The 23,872-nt window shown below is 59.8% G+C and carries 22 protein-coding genes; all 22 read left to right on the forward strand.

Annotation, left to right across the window (positions count from 1 at the left end; translation table 11 throughout):
• Window positions 1-130: 130 nt before the first annotated feature.
• The 22 genes from mltG to AC1EJZ_RS05430 all read left to right on the forward strand — a co-directional run bounded on the left by mltG (window position 131) and on the right by AC1EJZ_RS05430 (window position 23,846).
• Entirely contained in the window at window positions 131-1,279 is a 1,149-nt protein-coding gene (gene mltG / locus AC1EJZ_RS05325) for an endolytic transglycosylase MltG (protein WP_257525466.1), read from the forward strand.
• Window positions 1,245-2,129, forward strand: coding sequence for a shikimate dehydrogenase (locus tag AC1EJZ_RS05330; RefSeq protein ID WP_058236801.1), 885 nt, complete (start codon window positions 1,245-1,247; stop codon window positions 2,127-2,129). Before mltG ends, AC1EJZ_RS05330 begins: the two co-directional genes overlap by 35 nt.
• 2 nt (window positions 2,130-2,131) lie before the next feature.
• Window positions 2,132-2,827, forward strand: a complete 696-nt coding sequence (locus tag AC1EJZ_RS05335) for a prepilin peptidase (RefSeq protein WP_157843506.1) — start codon at window positions 2,132-2,134, stop codon at window positions 2,825-2,827.
• A 57-nt stretch (window positions 2,828-2,884) separates the two neighbouring features.
• A complete protein-coding gene (gene aroC, locus AC1EJZ_RS05340) occupies window positions 2,885-4,096 on the forward strand; it encodes a chorismate synthase (protein ID WP_070727324.1) in 1,212 nt (403 codons plus the stop codon).
• On the forward strand, window positions 4,045-5,691 hold the full coding sequence (aroB, locus tag AC1EJZ_RS05345) for a 3-dehydroquinate synthase (protein WP_257590271.1): 1,647 nt from the start codon (window positions 4,045-4,047) through the stop codon (window positions 5,689-5,691). Before aroC ends, aroB begins: the two co-directional genes overlap by 52 nt.
• Window positions 5,681-6,214, forward strand: a complete 534-nt coding sequence (locus tag AC1EJZ_RS05350; RefSeq protein WP_058236797.1) for a shikimate kinase — start codon at window positions 5,681-5,683, stop codon at window positions 6,212-6,214. The genes aroB and AC1EJZ_RS05350 overlap by 11 nt, the downstream gene beginning before the upstream one ends.
• Window positions 6,215-6,256: 42 nt before the next feature.
• Window positions 6,257-6,820: an elongation factor P gene (gene efp / locus AC1EJZ_RS05355; RefSeq protein ID WP_058236796.1), complete on the forward strand. Its 564-nt coding sequence runs from the start codon at window positions 6,257-6,259 to the stop codon at window positions 6,818-6,820.
• 2 nt (window positions 6,821-6,822) lie between these two features.
• Window positions 6,823-7,488 (forward strand): transcription antitermination factor NusB, encoded by a 666-nt coding sequence (nusB, locus tag AC1EJZ_RS05360; protein ID WP_058236795.1) that lies wholly within the window; start codon window positions 6,823-6,825, stop codon window positions 7,486-7,488.
• A 153-nt stretch (window positions 7,489-7,641) separates the two neighbouring features.
• Window positions 7,642-8,214: a bifunctional pyr operon transcriptional regulator/uracil phosphoribosyltransferase PyrR gene (pyrR, locus tag AC1EJZ_RS05365; protein WP_070727319.1), complete on the forward strand. Its 573-nt coding sequence runs from the start codon at window positions 7,642-7,644 to the stop codon at window positions 8,212-8,214.
• Window positions 8,214-9,206, forward strand: coding sequence for an aspartate carbamoyltransferase catalytic subunit (locus AC1EJZ_RS05370; RefSeq protein WP_058236793.1), 993 nt, complete (start codon window positions 8,214-8,216; stop codon window positions 9,204-9,206). Before pyrR ends, AC1EJZ_RS05370 begins: the two co-directional genes overlap by 1 nt.
• Window positions 9,199-10,521, forward strand: a complete 1,323-nt coding sequence (locus tag AC1EJZ_RS05375) for a dihydroorotase (protein WP_070727318.1) — start codon at window positions 9,199-9,201, stop codon at window positions 10,519-10,521. The genes AC1EJZ_RS05370 and AC1EJZ_RS05375 overlap by 8 nt, the downstream gene beginning before the upstream one ends.
• The gene (gene carA, locus AC1EJZ_RS05380) at window positions 10,518-11,720 is read left to right on the forward strand and encodes a glutamine-hydrolyzing carbamoyl-phosphate synthase small subunit (protein ID WP_070727314.1); all 1,203 of its coding nucleotides are present in this window, start codon (window positions 10,518-10,520) and stop codon (window positions 11,718-11,720) included. Before AC1EJZ_RS05375 ends, carA begins: the two co-directional genes overlap by 4 nt.
• Complete coding sequence (gene carB, locus AC1EJZ_RS05385) at window positions 11,704-15,018, forward strand: carbamoyl-phosphate synthase large subunit (protein ID WP_480294123.1); 3,315 nt, start codon at window positions 11,704-11,706, stop codon at window positions 15,016-15,018. Before carA ends, carB begins: the two co-directional genes overlap by 17 nt.
• Window positions 15,019-15,053: 35 nt before the next feature.
• On the forward strand, window positions 15,054-15,863 hold the full coding sequence (pyrF, locus tag AC1EJZ_RS05390; RefSeq protein ID WP_480294286.1) for an orotidine-5'-phosphate decarboxylase: 810 nt from the start codon (window positions 15,054-15,056) through the stop codon (window positions 15,861-15,863).
• 101 nt (window positions 15,864-15,964) lie between these two features.
• Window positions 15,965-16,276 (forward strand): integration host factor, actinobacterial type, encoded by a 312-nt coding sequence (gene mihF, locus AC1EJZ_RS05395; protein ID WP_058236788.1) that lies wholly within the window; start codon window positions 15,965-15,967, stop codon window positions 16,274-16,276.
• A gap of 9 nt (window positions 16,277-16,285) precedes the next feature.
• On the forward strand, window positions 16,286-16,858 hold the full coding sequence (gene gmk, locus AC1EJZ_RS05400; protein WP_082628524.1) for a guanylate kinase: 573 nt from the start codon (window positions 16,286-16,288) through the stop codon (window positions 16,856-16,858).
• A gap of 43 nt (window positions 16,859-16,901) precedes the next feature.
• Window positions 16,902-17,168 (forward strand): DNA-directed RNA polymerase subunit omega, encoded by a 267-nt coding sequence (rpoZ, locus tag AC1EJZ_RS05405; protein ID WP_058236787.1) that lies wholly within the window; start codon window positions 16,902-16,904, stop codon window positions 17,166-17,168.
• 2 nt (window positions 17,169-17,170) lie between these two features.
• A complete protein-coding gene (coaBC, locus tag AC1EJZ_RS05410; RefSeq protein WP_480289940.1) occupies window positions 17,171-18,391 on the forward strand; it encodes a bifunctional phosphopantothenoylcysteine decarboxylase/phosphopantothenate--cysteine ligase CoaBC in 1,221 nt (406 codons plus the stop codon).
• Entirely contained in the window at window positions 18,388-19,590 is a 1,203-nt protein-coding gene (metK, locus tag AC1EJZ_RS05415; protein WP_058236785.1) for a methionine adenosyltransferase, read from the forward strand. Before coaBC ends, metK begins: the two co-directional genes overlap by 4 nt.
• 4 nt (window positions 19,591-19,594) lie before the next feature.
• Window positions 19,595-20,212: a vitamin K epoxide reductase family protein gene (locus tag AC1EJZ_RS05420; protein WP_480294126.1), complete on the forward strand. Its 618-nt coding sequence runs from the start codon at window positions 19,595-19,597 to the stop codon at window positions 20,210-20,212.
• A gap of 6 nt (window positions 20,213-20,218) precedes the next feature.
• On the forward strand, window positions 20,219-22,216 hold the full coding sequence (locus AC1EJZ_RS05425) for a primosomal protein N' family DNA-binding protein (protein ID WP_480294127.1): 1,998 nt from the start codon (window positions 20,219-20,221) through the stop codon (window positions 22,214-22,216).
• Window positions 22,217-22,235: 19 nt separating this feature from the next.
• On the forward strand, window positions 22,236-23,846 hold the full coding sequence (locus AC1EJZ_RS05430; RefSeq protein WP_480294128.1) for an ABC-F family ATP-binding cassette domain-containing protein: 1,611 nt from the start codon (window positions 22,236-22,238) through the stop codon (window positions 23,844-23,846).
• The last annotated feature ends 26 nt before the right edge of the window (window positions 23,847-23,872 follow it).

A 23,872-nucleotide genomic window follows, 5' to 3' on the forward strand; every position in this document is an offset into this window, starting at 1 on the left:
CCCATTGCGGCCACCGTTCCCTTCACGAAGGGATCGTCACCGTCACCGGCAAACCTCGCAAGAATCCAGGACCTCTCAGCCCTCACAGCGTGTACCTCGCCCATCGTCAGGGGGCACTCCGGCAGGTGGTGTGGAACTACCGACGCGCGCGCAGCGCCGTGCACAACTCAGTGCCGAGGCGCGCCGCAATGCAGCTCGTCAGCAGCGCAAACGTCGAACTCGACGCAAAATTCGGACTTTTATCGTCATCATTGCCGTGCTGGCTGTTCTGGGCGGAGCGGCGTATGTTGCCGTGTCTGCACTGAAGTCCACTGGAGTTGTGGCGGACCAAAGCGATGACTACCCAGGCCCCGGCTCAGGAAGCGTCGAAGTCACCATTAACAAAGGCGAGATCGGTTCCGATATTGGAGTTAAACTTGTCGAGGCCGACGTGGTGAAGTCAGTTGCAGCCTTTAACCGCGCGTTTGAAGCAAATAAGGCGGCATCGGGCATCAAACCCGGCACGTACCAGCTGAAGAAACAGATGTCGGCTTCTGGTGCCGTGGCAGCGTTGCTGGATGAAACCAACCGTACGGAAAACACCGTGACTGTCACCCCAGGTTCGGTACTGAAGCAGACTCTCGATAAAATGCGTGAAGTGAGCGGCTTCAGTGACGAGGCGATTCAGGAAGCCATCAACAACCCTGAAGCACTGGGACTGCCTGCGCAGGCTCAGGGTAATCTCGAAGGCTGGCTTGAACCAGGTTCGTACGAGGTATCTCAGGACGATACGCCTGCTGACCTGCTCTCGGAGATGATTCAGGCGCGAGTCGACGCACTGGATCAGGCAGGAGTACCCGAGGACCAGCGCCAGACCGTCCTGATTAAAGCTTCCATTGTGGAGCGCGAAATGCACCTGGAAAAGTACATGCCGATGGTGGCACGCGTCATTGAAAACCGCCTGAAGGACACTGAAGGTGAAACTCGTGGCCAGCTCAAGATGGATTCCACCGTCCTGTACGGTGTGGGCAAGTATGGCGGCGTTCCTACGAAGGATGACCTGGCCAACGACAACCCGTATAACACCTACCTGATCAAGGGACTGCCTCCGGGGCCCATCGCCTCGCCATCATCCACAGCAATTAACGCGGTCCTCAATCCTGAACCCGGTGACTGGCTTTATTTCGTCACCATCGACCTTGACACCGGTGAAACCCTGTTCGCGACGACGAACGAGGAACAGGAAAAGAACAAGGCAAAGTTCGATGAATATTGCGAAGCCAATCCCGGAAAGTGCTGACACGAGCCGCTGGGCGGCGGTCATTGGGTCGCCCGTGGCGCACTCGTTGTCACCCGTCCTGCACAGGACCGCATGGGACGATCTGGGGTGTGACCCACGGTGGGCCTACCGACGCATCGAATGCGACAGGGACGGCGTTGCATCCCTGATCCAGCAGTGGGATCCGAACTGTCTGGGACTGTCAGTGACCATGCCGTGTAAGCAGGTCATTGCCCCGCTCATGGATGTAGTTGATCCGCTGGCCAAAGCAGTGGGATCCATCAACACTGTCGTCCCGGCAGGCGGGGTACTGACCGGTCTGAACACGGATGTCGAAGGCATCGTGGAAGCTGTCAGGCGAGCGCGCACTGGACTCGAGCCGATTCGCAGCGCAACGATCCTGGGGGGCCGCGCAACTGCCTCATCCGCGCTGGCTGCGCTGAAGAGCATGCACGTTGATGATGTCCGTATCGTCGCGCGGCGCTTTTCGGGGCCAGGATCCGTTGTTATGGCAGAAAGCCGCCTGGGCGTGACCAGTACCCACATCATGTGGGATGACACTGAACGCGTCATCGCCAGCCTGGATGAAACTGATGTCGTGATCTCCACTATGCCCGCCGGCGTGTGTGACAACATTGCCGCACGTGTACGGCCACGATCCGAACAGACTCTGCTGGACGTGGTGTATGCACCGACTATCACACCACTCGTTCAGGCCTACCGTGACCGTGGGGCGCGCATTGCTCACGGCCTCGACATGCTGGTATTCCAGGGACTGGCGCAGGTGCGCGTGATGACCAGTCGAACACCCCGAGTCGAACCCGTCATGGATGCGGTGTATCGTGCAGCGGAAGTACCTCGAGCATCATGATCATGGGCAACGATGTTGGAGCGCTGTCACTGGCGCTGTCGCTGATGGTCTGGATCGCGATCGCCATGTGGCTGAACCGCGCAGGATGGCGCGTTCAGCGTCGCTACTTCACCACCATCAACATGAGGCCCATGAATCGCATGACGGTGGTATGGGTCTGTGCCCTCACCGGCATGGTCACCCTGCTTGCCGCGCATGCCTCACCGATGGCGCCCGCGATCGTCACTCTTGCGATGATCGGGCCTCTGAGCGCGTTCGTTGACGCCAAGACCCATAAGTTGCCCACGCGTTACACCCTCGTTCTTGCTGGGGGTGCCATCATCGGCATCGCGTCAGTCATTTTCTGCAGCGAGTACGCTCAACAGGTCAACGACACGTGGTGGATCTCCATGATCGGCGGAATGGTGATGTGGACTCTGCCCTTGTGGCTGTCAGCGAAGATTTCGCACGGAGCAGGCTACGGTGACGTCAAACTTGCGCCGGTGCTGGGTGCACTGACAGGTATCCCCGGATGGGCATGCACGTTGGGTGGTCTGGTCATCTGTTTTGTGGGAGCGGGCATCGCAGCGGTGTGGGCGATCATTGCGCTGGGAGCTCATGGCCGCACCCGCGTCGCTCTGGGCCCGTGGCTCATTGGCGGAGCAGCGCTGGCACTGGTCCTGTGGGAGATCATCCCGTCCTGGCAGATACCTGCGTGAGGCACACGGTAGTGGAATGAGATGCTTCGACGTCGCTCAATGTGACACACTCGGAGCATGCTCAGATGGATCACCGCTGGAGAATCACATGGCCCGGCTCTTGTCGCGACCCTGGATGGACTACCCGCCGGCATCACATGCACGACGCAGACCATCACGCAGGCATTGGCTCGCCGCCGCCTTGGATACGGACGAGGCGCACGTCAACGCTTCGAACAAGACGTCGTGCACATTCTGTCCGGTATTCGTCACGGCACCACCCTCGGATCTCCGATCGCCGTGACCATCGAGAACACAGAATGGCCCAAGTGGGAAACCGTCATGAGTGCGGATCCGGTGGATCCCGACGCATTGCTCGTCAATGCCGGAACCGGCGATGAGCGCGAAGTTGCCCGCAATAAACGCCTGACTCGGCCTCGTCCAGGACACGCTGATCTGCCAGGAATGCTGTCGTACGGCCACGAGGATGCCCGGAATATCCTCGAGCGCGCTTCTGCGCGCGAAACTGCCGCTCGGGTCGCTTTGGGAGCTATTGCCGAGGAATATTTGCGCCAGGTTGCCGGAATTGAACTGGTCAGCCACGTCGTTGCTGTCGGAGACCGCTATGTTGGCTCCACCACGCTTCCGACTCCGCGCGAAACCCAGGCCCTTGATAAGTCGCCCGTACGTACCCTGGATCCGCAGGCTGAACAGGAATTCACGGAGGCGATTGATAAGGCTCAAGGCAACGGTGACACGATCGGTGGTATTGCTGAAGTCATCGCCTACAACGTTCCGATCGGAATCGGCACGCATGTCAGTGCTGACCAACGCCTGGATACCCAGCTTGCCGGTGCGCTCATGTCCATCCAGTCCGTCAAGGCCGTCGAAATCGGTGACGGCTTCCTGCAGGCACGCATGCCTGGGTCAACCGCACATGATGAAATAGTTCATGCCGACGACGGCCACCTGACCCGAACTTCCAACCATGCGGGCGGCATTGAGGGCGGGACCAGCAACGGGCAGCCGATTATTGTGCGCGCAGGCTTCAAACCGATTTCCACGGTGCCGCACTCGTTGCGAACCGTGGATATGGCAACCGGTGAGGATGCGCAGGCACTGCATCAGCGCTCCGACACGTGTCAGGTTGTCCCCGGAGCAGTCATCGCGCAGGCGATGGTCGCCCTCGTCATGGCTCGGGCGCTTCAATCACATGCGGGCGGGAATTCACTGGAAGAATGCAGGCGCAATCTGCGAGCCTACTTGGCCGCTATCGAGACGCGCGCATGAGCGCGATCCCCGCACATCTGCCGATTTTCCTGGTCGGACTGCCGGGGGCAGGCAAGACCCGCGTCGCACGGCTGTTGTCTGAACGCCTCGGAGTGCCGTGCGAAGATACTGATGAGATTGTTGTGCGCACCCAGGGTCGTCCCGTCACTGATATCTTCAGGGACGAGGGCGAAGCAGCTTTCCGTGAATATGAACGTCAGGCGATCGAATTGGTCTTGAACCACCGTTCGGTGATCTCACTGGGCGGGGGAGCTGTGACCTCGCCTCAGGTGCGGCAACTGCTGAAAGGTCAGACCGTTGTTTTTATCGACGCGGACCACGATGAACTGGTGCGCCGGACCTCGGGCAAGAATCATCGTCCGCTCCTGGCAGGTGATGCCGATGCTGCTTTACGCAGACTACGCAGTGAACGCGCAGGCTACTACGATGAAGTGGCGACCATACGTGTGACCTCGGATTCAGGTCCAGTGGAGCGTGTTGTGGAGGACATCATGATGACGTTCAGTGACGTGACGACACTGACAGTGGACGGACCTGCTCCCTATGACGTCCTGATCGGACACTCGCTTGTGCCACAGGTGTTGACCCACTACGTTCCCGGCGGGTCACGCACCCTCATTGTGCACCCACCGGCAGTGGCCGAGTACGTCGACCAGATCGCTGACAACCTGACGCGCCAAGGTGTTGAGGTGGCCGTCATGGAACATCCAGATGGCGAAAGCGGAAAAACCTTTGCGGTCGCGGAAGTTGGGTGGCAGGCAGCAGCTGAAGCTCACATTGGCAGACGAGACACCGTGATTGGGATTGGCGGGGGAGCAACCACTGACCTGGCAGGTTTCATCGCCGCCACCTGGCTGCGCGGAGTGGACGTGATCCAGATCCCGACGACGCTCCTGGGCATGGTCGATGCAGCGGTGGGAGGCAAGACCGGTATCAATACGCCGGCCGGCAAGAACCTCGTGGGATCATTTCACACGCCGCGCGTTGTGATCGAGGACGTCGCGCTGCTGGACACGCTGCCGAGCCAGCAGATGCGCTCAGCGATGGGCGAGGTCATCAAGTGCGGTTTCATCGCAGACCGCGCGATCATTGACCTGATTCGTGACCACATCGAAGACACTGCTGTGCTGATCGATCCGCACGGACTCTACCTGCGAGAACTGGTGGAGCGTTCCGTTGCCGTCAAGGTGCGTGTTGTCAGTTCCGACCTCAAGGAATCCGGTATGCGCGAAATTCTTAACTATGGCCACACCCTCGCGCATGCCATTGAGCGGCAGGAAAACTTCACGTGGCGACATGGTGACGCTGTGGCCGTCGGCTGCATCTTTGCCGCCGAACTCGCCCACGCCCGCGGCATGCTCACTGACGAGGATGTCCAGCTTCACCGCGACCTGTTCAGCGCGTTTGACTTGCCTGTGTCCTACAGCGGTGCGCGCCTCGACGACCTTGTCCAGATCATGAAGCTGGATAAGAAAGTGCGCAACGGCGAACTCAGGTTCGTCCTTTTGGACGGTAGTGGCCATCCGGTTGTGCAGGTGGTTGATCCTGAGCAGCTGCGCATTCCAGCGAGCAAGGTAGGCATTCATGCTGACTGAGAGTGGACCGAGTGTCGTCCTTATTGGAGTGACAGGATCGGGTAAGACGACGGTGGGACGGCTCTTGGCTGACCGTCTGGGATTGCGTCTCATGGAGACAGACGACGTGGTCTCACGTGACCTGGATTTGTCCATCCACCAGCTGATTGTGAGCCGCGATCCGCGCCTGGAAGACGCGCAGCGGCGTACAGCTCTTCGTCTGCTCAGCCCAGACGGCCAGGCACGTGGTCAGATCGTCACCCTCAGCGCATCGTTGCCGACAGATGAAGGGGTGCGTGCCGCACTGCTCAAAGCACGCAGCAACGGCACAACCGTAGTGGAGCTGGCTGCCACCCCTGCAGAGATCGCACGCCGAGAGAATATGGGTGCCCCTCGGTCAGTCGCCCTGGGCGCTCCGCGCGCGATGATGACGCAGATGATGAAAGAACTGCGGGAATCATATGCGCCACTGGTTGACGTGAGTGTGAACACGGTTGGGGTCAGTCCCGCTGACGTGGTGAGGAATATTGCTCAATCGTTGTAAGATAGCGGGCGATTAGGTTTTGTCGAGAGTGAAGGAATGCACGTGGCTACTACAAATGATCTGAAGAACGGCCTGGTGATGGTGATTGACGGCCAGCTGTGGCAGGTTGTCGAATTCCAGCACGTCAAGCCCGGTAAAGGCCCTGCATTCGTTCGCACGAAGATCCGCAACGTGATGTCCGGCAAGACCGTCGACAAGACGTTCAACGCAGGCGTCAAGATCGAAACAGCCACTGTGGATCGCCGCGACATGACCTACCTGTACCAAGATGGCGATGACTACGTCTTCATGGATCAGGAAACCTACGAGCAGATCATGGTGCCGCGCGAAACTGTGGGCGACGCAGTGAACTACATGGTGGAAAACCAGGATGTCATCGTCTCCCAGCACGACGGCCAGGTTCTCTTCATTGACCTGCCGGCAACTGTGACACTGACTATTACGCACACCGAGCCCGGCCTTCAGGGTGACCGCTCCTCGGCAGGCACCAAGCCGGCGACGCTCGAAACCGGCTATGAAATCCAGGTTCCTCTGTACATGGAGGAAGGAAGCCGCATCAAGGTTGACACCCGCACCGGCACATACTCCGGACGAGTCACTGACTGACCGTGTCCGCTTTCGCTTTCACTGCCCGCACCAAGGCCCGCAAGCGCGCAGCCGACGTCATTTACGAGGCCGACCAACGCGGTATGGGTCGCAACCCGGAAGTTCTGCGCGACCTTCTGCGTGAGCGGCGTGTCGTTACCGCAGCGCAGACACCGCTACCGGAATACTCTCTGCAGATTATCGAGGGCGTGGCAGAGCGCCTGCACGACATCGATACATTGCTGCGTCAACACGCAAAAGTGCACGGTCTGGATCGGATGCCGGCCGTTGACCTGGCCGTGCTGCGCGTTGCAGTGTGGGAACTGCTTGTGAACGAGGACGACGTTCCTCCGCTGGTTGTCATTGACGAGGCGGTGTCGATCGTGAAGTCCATTTCGACTGATGATTCGCCTGCTTTTGTCAATGCCGTGCTCGATGCGATTCGGCGTGACCTCGAGACGCCATCGTGGACGCGTGAGCGCGTGATGGACGAGCCTGCACGTCCTGACGAGCCTGACCCGGACAGCGGCAGCGAGCCTGCACGTCCTGACGAGCCTGACCCGGACAGCGGCAGCGAAGCTGACACGCAGAATCCGAGCTTTGCTGATGTTGAAAAGCAGCATCCAAGCCTTGCGGATGTTGAAAATATGAATATGGATGAGCTTGACGAGCTCTTGTCGGACTACTGAGCCTGGAGGCCGCTTCCACTAAACGGGAGCGGCCTTCACGTATGTAATGTCACCTCGGCGCGCCCGCCGACAGACGCGCGAGTGCGGTACTCTAAAAACCGGAACGATCAACCTTTAAGGTCCGTCCTGTGAGGCGGGGAAGGGAGGTCCACTGTGGGCCAGTCATATCCACAATCAACCGAGCGAGATGCCCGGGGCAAAGAAGTCCTGGGAGGTGATGACATCGCTCGTTCCCTGACCCGAATCGCCTACGAGATCATCGAACGCAACAAGGGTGCACGTGGCCTTGTCATTGCGGGAATTCCTACACGCGGTGAATACCTCGCCCGCCGCCTCATTGAACGGATCAAGGAAGTCTCTGGCGAGCAAGCCGATCTGGCGATCATTGACACCACCATGTTCCGCGATGACCTCCATCGTCATCCCATCCGCACACCCCACCCGAGCAGTATCCCTGCCGGCGGGATCGATGCGCGCGTGGTTGTCCTCGTCGATGACGTGCTGTATACCGGACGCACGATCAAAGCGGCGCTGGATGCCCTTGGATCACTGGGACGTGCAGATTCTGTACAACTGGCCATCCTCGTCGATCGCGGACACCGTGAGCTGCCAATCCGCCCCGACTTTGTCGGCAAGAACCTGCCGACCTCGCGTGAGGAAACAGTCAAGATTCTCCTGACTGAAACCGATGGGAAAGACGCCGTCATTCTGGGAGGACACAGCTGATGACTTTCTCGCACCTGCTCAGTATTCGCGACCTGACCCGCGAAGATGCCATCGACATCCTCGACACTGCCGAAGCAATGGCGGCCACGCAGTCCCAGCGAGTCAAGAAATTGCCGACACTGTTGGGACGCACCGTCGTTGACCTGTTCTTCGAAGACTCCACGCGCACACGCTGGTCGTTTGAGACGGCTGCGAAACGCCTGTCCGCCGATGTCATCACCTTCCAGTCCAAAGGATCATCGGTCGCCAAAGGTGAAACCCTCAAAGATACGGCCTTGACGCTGCAGGCAATGGGCGCAGATGCCGTCGTGATCCGGCACCCCTCATCGGGCGCGGCTCACCGCCTCGCTCACGCGGGCTGGATCGACCTGCCCGTCATCAACGCAGGCGATGGCACTCACCAGCATCCCACCCAGGCGCTGCTCGATGCGATGACGCTGCGTCGCCACTTCAAGCGTGACGTGAGCGACCCGTCCGTCAACCCTGTTCCTGCGGGCACGGATCTGGCGGGCGCACGCGTGACAATCGTGGGCGATGTTCTGCATTCGCGTGTGGCGCGTTCCAACGTTGACCTGCTGAGCCTGCTGGGTGCGCACGTGACCCTGGTGGCACCGCCCACATTGCTGCCGATGGGTGTGGAGCAGTGGGCCTGCGACATTGACTACGATCTTGATCATGCGATCGACGAGGCTCCCGATGCGCTCATGATGTTGCGCGTCCAGCGTGAACGCATGAGCGGTGCCGGTGGAGGATTCTTCCCGTCACCGGGTGAATATCACGATGCCTACGGCCTGGACGTGCACCGCTATGCGCGTCTGAGCGACCACTGCATCATCATGCACCCCGGCCCCATGAACCGCGGCCTCGAAATCTGCGCAGAAGCGGCCGATTCGCCGCGATCCGTTGTTGTTGAACAAGTTGCCAATGGCGTGAGCGTCCGTATGGCGGCTCTGTACATGCTGCTTGCCCCGGAAGGAACCCACCGTGACTGATCACCCCACTCAACTGCTCATCACCGGACTCAACATCGAAGGAGACGGTCAGACCGACCTGCTCATCGAAGACGGAGTCATCATTGCCGAGGGCGACCAGGCTCGCGTCGATGGCGCCCACGCACACACGCTGGATGCAGACGGGCTCATTGCACTGCCCGGACTGGTAGACCTCCACACGCACCTGCGTCAGCCAGGCAAACAAGACGCCGAAACCGTCGAATCAGCCTCCCGCGCTGCGGCGGCAGGCGGCTTCACCTGCGTGCACGCCATGGCGAACACGTTACCCGTAGCCGACACAGCATCGGCAGTTGAACAGATCTGGTGGATGGGCCAGGAAATCGGATTGACCGAGGTACGCCCCGTCGGCGCCGTCACGAAAGCTCTTGAAGGCAAACACATGGCCGCACTGGGCGCGATGGCGAACTCGCGCGCTCAGGTTCGTGTCTTTTCAGATGACGGCAAGTGCGTGTCGGACCCGGTGCTCATGCGCCGCGCTCTCGAATACGTCAAGTCCTTTGGCGGAGTAGTCGCCCAGCACGCGCAGGATCCTGGACTGACCGAGGGCTCCCAGATGAATGAGTCAGAACTGTCCGGTGAGCTGGGCATGACCGGCTGGCCTGCAGTGGCAGAAGAGTCCGTGATTGCGCGCGATATTCTGCTGGCTCAGCACGTGGGATCTCGCCTGCATGTGTGTCACGTGTCGACCAAAGGATCGGTGGAACTGATCCGCTGGGGTAAGCGCATGGGTGTCAATGTGACAGCCGAAGCGACCCCGCACCACCTATTCCTGACGGAGGACCTGGCTGCCACCTACGATCCGATCTATAAAGTCAACCCGCCGCTGCGCTCACGAGAAGATGTGGACGCGGTGCGTGAAGGCCTGGCCGACGGCACGATTGACATCGTCGCAACGGATCATGCGCCGCACAACATGGAAGAAAAAGACTGCGAATGGCAAGCCGGCGCATTCGGCATGCTTGGACTGGAAACGGCGCTGCCCATCATTATCGAAACGATGGTGAAGCCCGGACTGATGGACTGGCACGACGTGGCCCGCGTCCTGTCACGCACCCCGGCGCGCATCGGCTTGGTTGACCATCAGGGGCTGTCTCTCACCGTCGGTAACCCCGCGAATATCACGCTGGTCGATCCGACCGTGCGTGTGCGCGTCAACCGCTCTGACTTGCATTCACGCTCCGTCAACACGCCGTATGACGGAATGGATGTCACAGGTCGGATCATTCATACGATCTTCAACGGGAAGGTCACCGTCCGTGACGGTGCTTTGGCGGCAGAAGGGACCGCACAATGACCACACACGATGATCTGGCCTTGCTCGTCCTCGAAGATGGGCGCATTTTCCGTGGACGTGCGTGGGGAGCGCGTGGCCGCACATTGGGTGAAGTCGTCTTCGCCACGTCAATGACGGGGTACCAGGAAACATTGACGGATCCGTCCTATCATCAGCAGATTGTCGTCATGACCAGCCCACATATCGGCAATACCGGCGTCAATTCGGAGGACTCCGAATCCTCACAGATCTGGGTCGCCGGATTCGTGGTGCGTGACCCGGCCCGTCGCGCGTCCAACTGGCGTGCCTCAGGAGAGTTGGAAGAAGAACTGATCCGCCAGGACATCGTCGGAATCGCAGATGTCGACACGCGAGCCATTACACGCCACATCCGCTCTCACGGTGCGATGCGCGGGGGGATCTTCTCCGGCACCGCGCTGCCTGCAGGTGCCGAGTACATGAGCGAGTATGTGTGTGAGTCACTGGTACGCATCGTGCAGGACCAGCCTCACATGGCCGGTTCATCGCTTTCACAGGCGGTGTCAACGTCGCACACGTACGTGGTGCCGGCAGCAGAAGACGGAGCCGACAATCACAAACGCGTCGTGGCAGTGGATCTGGGCATCAAATCACGTACACCCGAGCAGCTCGCGGCACGGGGTGTTGACGTCTACGTCGTGCCCCAGGACATCACCGCCGGTGAGATCCTCGAACTCGAACCTGACGGCGTATTCTTCTCCAACGGTCCGGGTGACCCCTCAACCGCCGAGCACCAGATTGGTGTGCTCCGCGCCATCTTGGACCAGGGGATTCCCTTCTTTGGCATCTGCTTTGGCCATCAGCTTTTCGGCCGAGCTCTGGGATTTGGCACTTACAAGCTGGAATTTGGTCACCGGGGGGTCAACCAGCCAGTGCGCGATGAGCGCAGCGGACGAGTGGAGATTACCTCCCACAACCACGGTTTCGCCGTGGACGTGCCAGTCGGTGAGCCGGTAGTTGCTCCCTTCGACAAGGGACGGTACGGACGAGTTGAGGTCAGCCACATTGACCTCAATGATCGAGTGGTGGAAGGCTTACGCGCCCTCGACATTCCAGCATTCTCCGTCCAGTTCCACCCCGAGGCGGCGGCCGGTCCCCACGATGGGGAACACCTCTTCGACCAGTTTCTTTCCATGCTGAGCCACGATAAGGAGGATGCTTCCGATGCCTCAGCGCACTGATCTGAAATCCGTCCTCGTCATTGGTTCAGGCCCGATCGTCATCGGTCAGGCATGCGAATTTGACTACTCCGGGACGCAGGCCTGCCGTGTCCTGAAAGAAGAGGGCCTGCGGGTCATCCTCGTTAACTCGAACCCCGCAACCATCATGACCGATCCGGCGATGGCGGATGCGACATATGTGGAACCGTTGACCTGCGAAGTGGTCACCTCCATCATTGAAAAGGAACGACCCGATGCGTTACTGCCCACCCTGGGTGGCCAGACCGCCCTCAACCTCGCCGTTGAACTGGCAGAAAAAGGCGTACTCGAGCATTACGGCGTTGAACTGATCGGCGCCTCCATCGAGGCGATCCAGGCTGGTGAAAACCGTGAGACGTTCAAGGAAATCGTGGCGCGCTGCGGAGCTGAAGTTGCACGCTCAACCATTGCGCACACGCTGGAAGATTGCCATGCTGCTGCCGAAGAGCTCGGCTATCCGCTGGTAGTGCGTCCCTCGTTCACCATGGGCGGTCTGGGTTCGGGTATTGCGTTCACACCCGACGACCTTGACCGCATCGCTGGCGCAGGCCTCGAAGCGTCCATGACCACCGAAGTTCTGCTGGAAGAGTCCATCCTGGGATGGAAAGAATACGAGCTGGAACTGATGCGCGACGCCGCCGATAACGTGGTGGTTGTCTGTTCGATTGAAAATGTTGACCCTGTGGGCGTGCATACCGGCGATTCGATCACGGTTGCTCCGGCTCTGACCCTGACCGACCGTGAACTCCAGCGGCTGCGCGATATTGCGATCGCCGTGATCCGTGAAGTCGGCGTGGATACGGGTGGCTGCAACATTCAGTTCGCTGTGCACCCGCAGAGCGGGCGCATCATCGTCATCGAGATGAATCCGCGCGTCTCACGCTCTTCAGCTCTGGCCTCCAAGGCAACCGGTTTCCCGATCGCGAAGATCGCGGCACGTTTGGCCACTGGCTTCACCCTCGATGAGATTCGCAACGACATTACAGGCTCCACGCCGGCCTCGTTTGAACCGACGTTGGACTACGTGGTGGTGAAGGTTCCACGATTCACTTTCGAGAAGTTCCCTGAAGCCGATGAGACGCTGACGACATCCATGAAGGCCGTGGGCGAAGCAATGGCGATTGGGCGCAACTTCACCGAAGCCCTCAATAAGGCGCTACGGTCCCTCGACAAGGCGGGCGTACAGTTCCACTGGGACGGCGCCGATCCGACACCGGCAGATGTCGAGGACCTGCTCACCCGCATCGCCACCCCGACCGAGCACCGATTCGTTCAGGTCCAACAAGCCCTGCGCGGGGGTGCAACCCTGGAACAGGTATGCGAAGCAACCGGCATTGACCCGTGGTTCATCGACCAGATCATGCTGATCAACGAGGTCGCCCGCAGCGTCAGGAACGCGCCGGCGCTGACTCCGGACGTGCTCACCGCGGCCAAGCGGCACGGCTTTTCGGATCGACAGATCGCGGTATTGCGTAGCCTGACCGAAGAAACTGTGCGCCAGGTTCGCCACGCCTTCAACATCCACCCGGTGTTCAAGACAGTCGACACGTGCGCAGCCGAATTCGCGGCACGCACCCCGTACCATTACTCCTCCTACGATGAGGAAACGGAAGTTACTCCACGCAGTCGCGAAGCAGTGATGATTCTGGGTGCTGGGCCGAACCGAATTGGTCAGGGTCTTGAGTTCGATTACTCGTGTGTGCACGCAGCATTCGCACTGCAGGATACCTACGACACGATTATGGTCAACTGCAACCCAGAGACTGTGTCGACCGATTATGACATCTCAGATCGTCTCTATTTCGAGCCGCTGACCCTGGAAGACGTCATTGAAATCTACCGGGCAGAATGCGAGGCTGGTCCCGTTAAGGGTGTGTTGGTCCAGCTGGGTGGACAAACGCCACTGTCACTGGCCTCCGACTTGGAAGCGGCAGGTGTGCCGATTCTGGGAACTACACCCTCGTCGATTGCGCTGGCGGAGGATCGCGAAGCCTTTGGTCATATTCTCAGCGAGGTGGAGCTGCCCGCACCTGCCCACGATATTGCGCACACGCCGGCGCAGGCTTTGGGTGTGGCGCAGGCGGTTGGATACCCGGTCCTGGTGCGCCCCTCGTTCGTGCTTGGCGGGCGCGGAATGGCGGTCATTAACGATGCGGACGCCCTGCGCGCCTACCTCGACCGCCCCGACATTGACGAGCTGTTCACCTCAGGTCCGCTCCTGATCGATCGGTTCCTTGACGACGCCATTGAAATTGACGTTGATGCGCTCTACGACGGCACCGAGTTGTTCATGGGCGCAGTGATGGAACACATCGAGGAAGCGGGCGTCCACTCGGGCGATTCGGCGTGTGTGCTGCCACCCATGTCACTGTCGGAGCGGGAAGTTGCCCGCATTACAGCTTCGACGGAAGCACTCGCCAGCCAGATCGGAGTGCGCGGCCTGATCAACGTCCAGTTCGCGCTCATGTCGAACGTTCTGTACGTGATCGAGGCCAACCCGCGTGCCTCGCGTACGGTGCCGTTTGCATCGAAGGCGACAGGCGTTCCGCTGGCGCAGGCGGCAGCCCGCATCCAGGTCGGCGCATCGATCCGGCAGCTCGTCGACGAGGGTGTCCTGCCCGCTGTTGACTCTCGGATCATCAATATGAATGCTCCCATTGCCGTGAAGGAAGCGGTATTGCCGTTCTCACGATTCCGCCGCGCTGACGGCGGGGTAGTGGACACAATTCTGGGTCCGGAGATGCGGTCGACCGGTGAAGTGATGGGAATTGACTGGCGTTTCCCGGCAGCCTACGCCAAGTCTCAGACTGGCGCGTACGGCGAGTTGCCAACGGATGGCACAGTGTTTATTTCGGTTGCTGACGGTGATAAGCGTGCCATGATTCTGCCGGTCGTGCGTCTGGCTGAATTGGGTTTCCACATCTTGGCAACGGAAGGCACTGCCTCAGTTCTGAGGCGCAACGGCGTGGATGCGCACATTGTGCGCAAGGGTTCTGACGGTCCTGGCCCCGACGGGGAACCGACCATTATTGACCTGATTCGTGACGGATTTGTCGACATGGTGGTGAACACGCCCCAGCGTTCGGCGCATCGCCAGGATGGCTTCATGATTCGAGCAGGGGCAACCGCAAACAACCGCACGATCATCACGACGCTGCAGGCATTCAGTGCCGCTGTTCAGGCAATCGACGTGCGCTTGGGTGGCACATATGACGTGTGTTCACTTCAGCGATGGGATGAGTTGCGTGCGCATGGAAACGAGAGTGGTGAAGACAAGTGAGCACAGCAGGTTTTGGTGATCGTCTGTGGGATCTGATGCGCCAGCGAGGCCCGCTGTGTGTGGGCATTGATCCCCATCCGGCGCTGCTTGATCAGTGGGGGCTGGAACGCAGCGCGCAGGGTGTGCGCGAATTTTCGATGCGGGTTGTTGATGCCCTGGGCGATCATGTTGCTGCCTTTAAACCCCAAAGTGCACTGTTCGAGCAGTACGGCTCTGCCGGCGTAGCTGTCCTGGAAGAAGTGATCGCCCGCTGCGGCGACACGGATGCGGTATGCATTGTGGATGCGAAGCGTGGTGACATCGGATCCACGATGGATGCGTATGCGGCAGCATATCTGGGGGAGGGGTCACCGCTTGCCGGCGATGCACTGACCGTCAGTCCGTATCTGGGTGTCGGAGCGCTGGCACCTGCCTACGAGCAGGCACAACAATCCGGACGTGGTGTGTTCACACTGGCCCTGACATCGAATCCCGATGGTCACGGCATTCAGCATGCGACGGTGGACAATGCTCACAGCGTTGCAGGGCTTATCATCAGCGAGGTCAACACCCTCAACACAAAATGTGATTTCCAACACATTGGTCCGTTTGGTTTGGTGATTGGAGCAACGATTCAGTCGGCGTTAACCGACCTGCACATCAACATTGAGGATTTCACAGGTCCAATCCTGTCTCCAGGAGTTGGCGCGCAGGGTGCCGGATCGGAACAGGTCAGAGATGTTTTTGGACGTGCTGTCGATCGAGTGCTGGCGTCTTCGTCCAGGCAGATCTTACGCTGCGGTCCGGAAAAAGACCGTTTGGTTGGTGCCGTGAAGGAGATCTGTGACTCTTTGAGGTTCCAGTGACACGGAGTTGATGACACGCCTCGAATTCCCTCGTAAGTGGCGCTTTGGGGCCATACTTAAAGCGTGAGTAACACATGTCACAATTAAGGGAGGTGAGCGGCGTGGCACTACCTAAACTCACTCCGGAACAGCGATCAGCTGCACTGGAGAAAGCCACGCAGGCGAGGCGCAGGCGTGCTGAAATTAAAACCGCGCTGAAGTCTCGATCCATGACATTGAGTGAAGTTTTTGACTTGGCTGAGTCTGATGAGGCAGTCGCAAAGATGAAGGTGACGTCCCTACTGGAGTCTCTTCCGCGCGTTGGAACCAATACCGCTGCAAAGTTGATGGCAGACATCGGTATTGCGCCCACTCGGCGTGTGCGAGGTCTCGGACCTGTTCAACGGGAAGAATTACTCAAGAAATTCGGATGACGTGGCAAGATGGGGCTCATGAAACTTCATGAGCCCCGTCTTACTGTTCTGGTTGGGCCGACGGCGGTCGGTAAGGGAACCGTTGTGCACTCCCTCCTGAGCCGCCATCCCGAGATCGCACTGTCCGTATCAGCCACCACCCGTGCACCGCGCCCAGGTGAAATCAATGGCACGCACTACTTCTTTGTGAGCGACGACGAATTCGATCGCCTGGTCAATGACGGACAGATGCTCGAATGGGCATTGGTACACGGCGCACATCGATATGGCACTCCTCGCAAGCCGGTTGAACAATGGCTGTCAGAAGGAAAGAGCGTTCTGCTCGAAATTGACGTGGCAGGCGCACGACAGGTTCGTGCTTCCATGCCTCAAGCGCATTTCATCTTCCTGGCGCCTCCCTCGTGGGACGAACTGAAACGACGCCTCACTGAACGCGGCACCGAAACGCTCGAGGAGCAGGAGCGGCGCCTGACCACCGCGCGAGCCGAACTTGACGCAGCTCACGAATTCGACGCAATTGTGATCAATGACGACCTTGACCAGGCCGTGACGGACCTAGCCGTCTTGATGGGGCTGGAGTAGACTGGACAAGCTAATTAGCCAGATTTACATGAGAAGAGGTCCCATGTCCGGAATTGTTGCCCAGCCTGAAGGCATCACCAACCCGCCGATCGACGACCTTCTGAACCACGTCGACTCCAAGTATGCGCTGGTGATCTTCGCGGCAAAGCGCGCCCGGCAGATCAACACCTACCAGCTCCAACTCGAGCAGAACATGGTGCAGTTCGTCGGACCCGTAGTGGAAAGTGACCCCGACGATAAACCGCTGTCAATCGCACTACGCGAAATCAACGAAGGCAAGCTGACGCTCGAGTCTGCGCCTGAGGCCTAACCGTGAAGCCACTGGTCGTCGTCGGAGTTGGCGGCGGCATTGCTGCGTACAAGGTGACCCGCGTAGTACGCGAACTCCAGCACCACGATTATGCAGTGAGAGTCATCCCCACTCAGGCTGCCACCCACTTTGTCGGTGATACCACGTGGCATGCGCTCAGTGGGCAGGCCGTCACAACCAGCGTATTTGACGGTGGAGCAACCGAGCACGTCGAGATTGCCCGCCACGCGCAGGCCATTGTGATTGCACCTGCCACGGCAGATCTCATTGCACGCCTGGCAGCGGGCATGGCAAACGATCTGCTCACCACCGTTGTGCTGGCTGCGCATCGCGATACGCCTGTCATTCTGGCACCCGCCATGCACAGTGCGATGTGGACTAACGCCGCAACTCAGGACAACATCCAGACACTGCGCACGCGTGGCATGATCATTATCGAACCGGATGACGGTCCGCTGAGCTCAGGAGACAGCGGCACAGGCCGTCTGCCTGATCCGCTCATCATCACGGAACGCGTCCTTGAAGCTCTCGAGCCGCACGAGGGGGACCTTGCCGGGCGCAGCGTCCTCATTACGGCTGGCGGTACCCAGGAACCGATCGATCCCGTCCGTTTTATTGGCAATCGCTCATCCGGCCGGCAAGGATGCGCATTGGCAGCTGAAGCGCGTCGACGCGGGGCAGACGTGACCCTGGTTGCCGCCAACATCGACGATCACCTGATTCCGCACGGAATTACCGTCATCCCGGCCCCGACAGCCGCTGAGATGTATCAGGCAGTCACTGACCGCATCGCGACAACGGACATTGCGATCATGGCAGCTGCGGTGGCAGATTTCAGACCCATCCACGTTGCCGACGACAAGATCAAGAAAGATCCGTCGACTCAGGATGCGCCTGCCATCGAGCTTGAACGCACCACCGACATTCTGGCGTCGGTTGCCCACTCGCCCCAGCGTCCACCGGTGCTTGTCGGCTTTGCCGCCGAAACCGGCTCGCCTCAGGTTGTGCTCGAGCGTGGTGCCGACAAAGCTCGGCGAAAGGCAGCCGACCTGCTGGCTATTAACGCCGTAGGGAACGGACAGGGATTCGGTGACGTGGAATCTCAGGTCGTGCTGGTTGATCGCGAGGGACAGCCCGTGAAAACAGTCAGCGGATCGAAGGTAACAATTGCGGCCGGCATCATCGATGAGGTCGCACAGAGGATAGGTAAGATAACCCGGTGACATCGCTTCGACTTTTTACTTCGGAATCAGTAACTGAAGGTCATCCAGACAAAGTCTGTGACCGCATCGCGGATTCAATCCTTGATGCATTGCTCGAACAAGACCCACATGCACGTGCCGCGATCGAGGTTTTCGCCACCACCGGCCAGGTGCATGTCATGGGTGAAGTAACCACGGACCGCGCCTACGTGGAAATTCCGCAGATCGTTCGCGAGGAAATCTGCCGCATCGGATACACCTCGTCGCGAATTGGATTCGACGGCGCCTCTTGCGGTGTCTCCGTGTCGATCGGCCAGCAGAGCCCGGACATTGCCGGGGGAGTGGAACGTTCTCTTGAAGCACGTGAAGGGGCTGATACAGCTGACCCTCGCGAACTTCAGGGCGCCGGCGACCAAGGCCTCATGTTCGGATATGCATCCGATGAGACACCGGATCTGATGCCTGCCCCGATCTGGACGGCACACAAGCTGTCTCATCGCCTCGCACAGGTTCGACACGACGGCACCATCGACGGTCTGCGCCCTGATGGCAAGACGCAGGTGACCTTCGGATACGACGAGAACCACACGCCCGTCAGTATCGAGACGATCGTTGTGTCCACCCAGCACGACGAGGCACTCACATTGGCAGACCTGACTCGGCAAGTGCGCCGCCATGTCATCGAACCAGTGCTGGACGAATCAGGTCTCAACGTGTCCTGGAAAGACGCCGAAATCCTCGTGAATCCATCGGGACGGTTCGTGTACGGCGGACCAGCTGCCGACGCAGGCCTGACTGGACGCAAGATCATCGTCGATACCTACGGCGGAATGGCGCGGCACGGAGGTGGCGCGTTCTCAGGTAAGGATCCATCGAAAGTTGACCGCTCAGCTTCCTACACGCTGCGCTGGATTGCCAAGCACATCGTTGCAACAGGCATCGCGAAACGCTGCGAAGTTCAGGTGGCTTACGCCATCGGCCGCGCACACCCGGTAGGTCTGTACGTCGACACCTTCGATACGGGGCAGGTAGACGATGCGACCATCGCGCGCGCAATCACCGACGTGTTCGACCTGCGCCCAGCAGGTATGATCGAGGACCTCGATCTCTTGCGCCCGATCTACAAGGAGACCTCAGTGTACGGCCACTTCGGGCGACCGGGATTCCCGTGGGAAGACGTGACCCGCATAGAGGATCTGCGCGCAGCACTGAAAGGCTAAGACTATGGCGGACCAGGACGATTTCGATCTCGACCATGCTCCCTCGCGTGCGTGGATGATGCGAAGCGCCGTGGTGCTGGCCATTATGTCGGCTCTAGCCCTGATCGCCTCATTCGTCCTGTCCGTGGAAGCCTGGATCCTTGCAGGTGACCAGAACAGCCGCTTCGGATGCGATGTCAGCGATGCACTGTCATGCTCGGCAGTCGCATTGACACCGCAGGCCCGCGTCCTGGGATTCCCCAACGCATTTTTCGGAATCGCCTTTGGCGCAGCTGTGTTCACTATCGCATGCGCCCTTCTCAGCGGCTCGCGCCTGTCACGTCTGTTCCTCATCGGCGCGGAAGTCCTCGCCGCCGGCGGTCTGGCTAGCGCACTATGGCTGTTCTACCAGTCCTACGTTGTCATCCAGGTATTGTGCCCGTGGTGCCTGGTGGTGTTCGTGTCATCACTGCTGATCTTCGCCACCATGACGCGTATCTGCCTGGTCCGCGAAACGCTGCCCTCAAGTGCCAGCATTCGCTCCCTCATAGCCTCGGGCACGGACTGGTGGATCACGGGCGGTATCCTTGTCATCATCGCCGCACTGATCGTCCTTAAGTACAGCCCGGAGCTCATTGCGTGAGACGCAATGGAGTCATACCTGCCGGGCTTCGAACCACCGCCGCGTGAGGATTCCCGTGACCCACTGACTGTCGCGCACGTTCTGGTCGACGTCGACTTGGCGCACCTCGATCATCCGCTTGACTACGCCGTCCCACCCGAACTTGACTCTGCAGTAACTGTCGGTTGCACCGTGCGCGTTGCATTGGCCGGTACACGCCAACGAGGGTGGGTTGTGGGTCGGGAGACCGTACCGCAGCACCGCGCCCTGTCACCCATCCAGTCCGTTGTTTCACGCACTCCGGTGCTCAACGAATCCACGCTGACACTGGCGCGCTACATTGCGCATAAACATCTGGCGACCACCTCACAGGTGCTCTCACTGGCGATCCCGGCGCGGCATGCACGCAGTGAAAAAAACGTCCTCGCTGCACACCGAGACTGCGCGGCGCCCTCGCCAATCTCAATGGATACGGAATTCCTGTCGTGGTACGAGGGGGACCCGACTGCGCCAGGGCGGATCGTCTGGCAGGTCGTGCCTCATGACTGGATACGCCAGCTGGCAACCGTTGTGGCAATCCGCTCGGCGCGCGCCCCTGTCATCGTGGTGGCCGCCACGCGTGAACAGGTGGATCGAATCGCTGCGCAGATCGCCCTGATCGTCGGTACCGACTGTGTTGAGACGGTCGGGTCGGATGATTCGGCAGCTCATCGATTTGCCGTTCATCTGCGCGCACTAGCCGGAGAACTGACCATCCTGGTGGGAACACGATCAGCTGTGTGGACACCAGTGAAGGATCTGGGAGCAATCATCGTGTGGGATGACGGTGATGACCGTTTAACCGAGGAGCGGTCTCCACGCGCAAGCGCGCTCGATGTTGCGATCGCGCGTGCCCACCTGGAAGGGGTCGACCTGCTCAGCGCAAGCCTGGCACGGTCGGTGAAATCGCATATGCTGGTCAATTCCTCATGGGCAGTGCCGCTCACACCGCTGCGCCACGCGCTGCGCGAACATGCGCCGCGCGTACGTGTCCTCGATGACTTTGACGCGGCTAGGGAAGGCCCATCGGCAGGTAATATTCCGACCAGCGTGCAGCGCTTTATCCGGGAAAGTGCGCAGAGCGGGCATGTCCTGATTCAGGTGCCACGACGCGGCTATGTGCCGGTTATTGCTTGCGCACAGTGTCATCGGACGGCGCGATGTCAAAGATGCCACGGCCCATTGGCGATGCGAGGCGATCGCCAGATTGTGTGCCAATGGTGTCAGTGGGATGCGTCGGCGTTCACGTGCCCGCATTGCGCAGCGCACGCGGTGCGCGCACGCCAGATCGGCTCTGAACGCACGGCAGAGGAACTGGCTCGAGCTTTACCGGGATTGCCACTGGTGGTCTCTTCTGCAGACCATCGGATCGACACACTGCGTCCGACAGATTCACGAATCGTGGTGGCAACACCCGGCGCAGAACCTACCCTCGATGGCGGCTATGAGGCAGCCGTTATCCTCGATGCCGATACAACAGCCGCACGCCCTGAACTGTGGGCATATGAGGAAGCCATGCGCCGCTGGTTCGGAGCATTGTCACGTGTAGCGCCCGCACACCCTGCCATCGTTGTCGGTCTGTCAGATCCGACACTGGGTCAGGCCCTCGTGCGGTGGGATCCGGTCAGAGTTGCTGCCGATCAGCTGGCAGAACGTCGTTCTGTAGGATTCTTCCCCTTTACGACAATCGTTGCCCTCGACGGGCCTGCACCTGACGTTCACGCGATTGTGGCAAGTCTTTCAGATGTGGAGCTGCTCGGCACAGTTCCGATCGAACAGGCGCCCACACGCCGTGCAGCTGATAGTGCCCAGCTCTCCCTCGCCATGCCGGAACATGAGCCCGACCAGCACATCCGTACTCTTGTCCGCACGCCGATTTCGCACACAAATACGCTGCTTGACCAGCTGACACAGGTGCGGCAGCACCGCTCAGCCCACAAGCTGGCACCTGTGAGAATGGAAGTCAATCCTCCCGAGTTGTTCTGACACCGCTTAGACTCGATAGGTGATTTCTGTGCAGGACTTTTCGCTTCGGATCGGTGCACGCGTACTGATCTCGAACGCCACCTTCAGGATTGACCGCGGGATGCGTATCGGTTTGGTTGGCAGAAACGGTGCCGGCAAGACCACCATGATGCGCCTCTTAGCAGGGGAGAGCGATCACGGTGCCGCTGAGTTTACTGGGCACGTGCGTCGCAGCGGCACCATCGGATACCTGGCACAGGACACCCACATTGGCGACCAGAAGATGACGGGGCGTGAGCGCATCATCTCCGTTCGAGGTATCGACACCCTCATAGAGAAGATCCGCAAAGCTGAGCATGAAATGTCCACCCTGGAAGGGGAGCGCCAACAGCGGGCGATGGAGCGTTACGTCAAGCTCGACCAGCGTTTCACGAATGCCGGAGGGTGGGCTGCCAATGCTCAGGCATCGCAGATCGCTCATTCACTGGGATTAGACGATCGCGTGTTGGAGCAAAGCCTCGACACGTTGTCCGGTGGTCAGCGACGCCGCGTCGAACTGGCTCGGGTGCTTTTCTCAGAGGCTGATATTTTGCTGCTGGATGAGCCGACCAACCACCTTGATCACGATTCAATCCTGTGGCTGCGCGATTGGCTGCGCGCATACTCCGGCGGATTCATGGTGATCAGCCACGACGTCAAATTGCTGGATGACACGGTCAACTCCGTGTTCTATCTGGACGCGAACCGCACGGCACTGGATGTCTACCACCTCGGATGGTCTGCCTACCTGCGTCAACGCGACGAGGATGAACGCCGTCACCGCCGCGAACGCGCCAACGCGCTCAAGAAAGCCGAACAGCTGCGTGCGCAGGGCGAAAAGATGCGCGCGAAGGCAACGAAGGCTGTTGCGGCACAGCAGATGCTGCGCCGCGCCGATGAACTGATTGAGCAGGCTGGTCAGGAAATCCAGCATGAAAAGGTTGCGCGTTTGCGTTTCCCCGAACCTGCGCCATGCGGACGCGTGCCACTGTCAGGAGAGGGCCTGTCGAAATCCTACGGCTCGTTGGAAGTTTTCACTGGTGTGGATCTGGCAATTGACCGCGGCTCGCGTGTGGTGATCCTGGGTCTGAACGGTGCTGGTAAGACGACGCTGCTGCGCCTGCTGGCCGGCGTGGAAGAGCCTGATCTGGGGCAAGTCATCAGTGGGCATGGCCTCAAACTTGGCTACTACGCCCAGGAACACGACTTCCTGGACATGGACGCCACGGTGTATGACAACATGGCGCACGCAGCTCCTGACCTGGACGCCACGCACGTTCGCAACGTGCTGGGGCAGTTCCTGTTTGGCGAGGACGACATCGATAAGCCGGCGCGCGTACTATCCGGCGGAGAGAAGACGCGCCTGGCCCTTGCGACGCTGGTCGTCTCTGCAGCAAATGTGCTGCTGTTGGATGAGCCGACGAACAACCTTGATCCAGCCTCTCGCGAGGAGATTCTCAACGCGCTGCGCACCTATGAGGGCGCCGTCGTCCTGGTCACGCACGATCCCGGCGCGGTCGAGGCGCTCAACCCGGACCGCGTGCTGGTGCTGCCTGACGCCGATGAGGATCTGTGGGATGAGTCGTACCTGGACCTGGTCACACTTACCTAGAAACTGCAGGTTAACGTGGTCGGACG

This window comes from Pauljensenia sp. C0170B5, assembly GCF_056590195.1.

What these genes read in the sequence shown, in the direction of transcription:
- rpoZ (WP_058236787.1), top strand. Translation starts at nt 16,902, where the DNA reads ATGTCCGGAATTGTTGCCCAGCCTGAAGGCATCACCAACCCGCCGATC.
- carB (WP_480294123.1), top strand. Translation starts at nt 11,704, where the DNA reads ATGCCTCAGCGCACTGATCTGAAATCCGTCCTCGTCATTGGTTCAGGC.
- carA (WP_070727314.1), top strand. Translation starts at nt 10,518, where the DNA reads ATGACCACACACGATGATCTGGCCTTGCTCGTCCTCGAAGATGGGCGC.
- AC1EJZ_RS05335 (WP_157843506.1), top strand. Translation starts at nt 2,132, where the DNA reads ATGGGCAACGATGTTGGAGCGCTGTCACTGGCGCTGTCGCTGATGGTC.
- AC1EJZ_RS05370 (WP_058236793.1), top strand. Translation starts at nt 8,214, where the DNA reads ATGACTTTCTCGCACCTGCTCAGTATTCGCGACCTGACCCGCGAAGAT.
- gmk (WP_082628524.1), top strand. Translation starts at nt 16,286, where the DNA reads ATGGGGCTCATGAAACTTCATGAGCCCCGTCTTACTGTTCTGGTTGGG.
- AC1EJZ_RS05330 (WP_058236801.1), top strand. Translation starts at nt 1,245, where the DNA reads ATGAATATTGCGAAGCCAATCCCGGAAAGTGCTGACACGAGCCGCTGG.
- AC1EJZ_RS05420 (WP_480294126.1), top strand. Translation starts at nt 19,595, where the DNA reads ATGGCGGACCAGGACGATTTCGATCTCGACCATGCTCCCTCGCGTGCG.
- pyrF (WP_480294286.1), top strand. Translation starts at nt 15,054, where the DNA reads ATGCGCCAGCGAGGCCCGCTGTGTGTGGGCATTGATCCCCATCCGGCG.
- aroB (WP_257590271.1), top strand. Translation starts at nt 4,045, where the DNA reads ATGCAGGCGCAATCTGCGAGCCTACTTGGCCGCTATCGAGACGCGCGC.
- AC1EJZ_RS05425 (WP_480294127.1), top strand. Translation starts at nt 20,219, where the DNA reads ATGGAGTCATACCTGCCGGGCTTCGAACCACCGCCGCGTGAGGATTCC.
- aroC (WP_070727324.1), top strand. Translation starts at nt 2,885, where the DNA reads ATGCTCAGATGGATCACCGCTGGAGAATCACATGGCCCGGCTCTTGTC.
- AC1EJZ_RS05350 (WP_058236797.1), top strand. Translation starts at nt 5,681, where the DNA reads ATGCTGACTGAGAGTGGACCGAGTGTCGTCCTTATTGGAGTGACAGGA.